Source organism: Paracraurococcus ruber (genome assembly GCF_004353985.1).
GTDB lineage: Bacteria > Pseudomonadota > Alphaproteobacteria > Acetobacterales > Acetobacteraceae > Paracraurococcus > Paracraurococcus ruber.
Genome location: NZ_SMOA01000546.1, coordinates 1 through 1614, shown reverse-complemented (window position 1 = coordinate 1614; position 1614 = coordinate 1). Strand labels below are relative to the sequence as shown.

Genomic DNA, 1614 nt, shown 5'->3' with positions numbered 1-1614 from the left:
GCGGAGGGCGGCGGCACCGGGCCGCCGGCGGCCGGCGCCGCCTCGGAATCCACCTCCTCGGGCGCCGAATCGAAGACCATGGCCATGGCCGGCGCATCCCCGGGCGAGGGAGGCGGGGCGCGGTCCAGCAGCAGCAGCACCGCCGCCAGCGCGGCGGCATGCAGGGCCAGGGAGAGCGCTGGCGCCCACCAGGCCGGCCGTCGCGCCGACGTCGCCGCCCGCCGCCCGGCCGCCCCCCGGGTCACAGCACCAGCACGCCGTGGTGCTTGGCCTTGCCCTCCGGCTCCACATGGATGGTGATGGTCGCGCCCTCGATCTCGGCCTTCAGCGCGGCCTCGATCCGGTCGCAGATCGCATGCGCCTGGTCCACCGTCATGCTGCCGGGCACCACCAGGTGGAACTCGATGAAGGTCAGCCGCCCGGCATGGCGGGTGCGCAGGTCATGCGCCTCGATCGCGCCCTCGGCGGTGGTGGAGACGGCGCCGCGGATGCGCGACAGCAGGCCGGGCTCCACTGCCTCGTCCATCAGGCCGCCGACCGATTCGCGCATCAGCTTGCTGCCGGACCAGAGGATGTTCACCGCCGTCAGCGCCGCCAACAGCGGATCGAGCCAGAGGATCCCGGTCAGCGCCACCGCGCCGACGCCGAGCAGGACGCCGCCCGAGGTGACGACATCCGACAGCAGGTGCCGCGCATCCGCCAGCAGCGCCGGCGACCGGGCCCGCCGCCCCTCCCGGAACAGCAGCCAGGACCAGCCGGCATTCAGCCCGGTGGCGACGGCCGAGACCATCAGGCCGAGGCCCGCCTGCTCCGGCGCCCGCGGCGCCTGGAAGGCCCCCCAGGCCTGGTGCAGGATCGCGAGGGCGGCGACGATGATCAGCGCGCCTTCCAGCACCGCCGAGAAATACTCCGCCTTCGCATGCCCGTAGGGATGGTTGGCATCCGGCGGCAGGGCGGAGAAGCGGACGGCCAGCAGCGCCGCCGCGGCGGCGGCGACGTTCACCACGCTCTCCAGCGCATCCGCCAGCAGGGCGACGCTGCCGGTCAGCCACCAGGCGCCCAGCTTCAGCGCCAGCACGAGGCAGGCGATCGCGACGCTGGCCGCGGCAAAGCGAAGGACGCGCCGCATCAGGGGGCGGCGGGGGAAAGGGCGGCCAAGGCGGCGGGGCTCCGGGGCGGCAGAGCCGGGTTCATGCCCCGGCCGGCGCCGCTGCCGCAACCCCCCGCGGCGCCGCGAACAGGCGGCGAAGGGCGCGGCCTCGCCCCCGGCGACCCGCTGGGGCGGCGGCGCCGCGCCCTTCGCCCGGCTGGACAGCAGGCCATGGCGGATGCGACGGGGCGCGACCCGGGCGACCGGGCGGCCCCAGAGGGATGCCTGGAGGAGACCCTGGGGAGACACCCGGACCGGCATGGCCCCCTGCGCCGCCTGGCCCATGGCCGTGGCCGCCGGGCGCCCCGCGGCGGCGCTGGCAAAGTGTCCCGGCGCGTCGGCGACGCCGGGCGCCGATCGCCGCAGCGCATCACGCCGCCCCGGAGGACGGGCTACGGCCGCGCGGCGCCCATGCCCGACCCCGGGCCGCCGGCGCGCCGAGGGCCCGGTATCCGCCGCCGGTC

At 77.1% G+C, this 1614-nt stretch carries 1 protein-coding gene and 1 pseudogene; both read right to left on the bottom strand.

Annotated features, from left to right (window positions below; translation table 11 throughout):
- A pseudogene (locus tag E2C05_RS31635) lies at positions 1 to 245 on the bottom strand (hypothetical protein); the annotation flags it as partial.
- A complete protein-coding gene (locus E2C05_RS31630) occupies positions 242 to 1129 on the bottom strand; it encodes a cation diffusion facilitator family transporter (protein ID WP_133223564.1) in 888 nt (295 codons plus the stop codon). The pseudogene E2C05_RS31635 and the gene E2C05_RS31630, both read right to left, overlap by 4 nt.
- Between the last annotated feature and the right edge of the window lie 485 nt (positions 1130 to 1614).

Bases quoted from the DNA above. Each gene is read 5' to 3' on its own strand.
- E2C05_RS31630 (WP_133223564.1), bottom strand. From the start codon at position 1,129: ATGCGGCGCGTCCTTCGCTTTGCCGCGGCCAGCGTCGCGATCGCCTGC.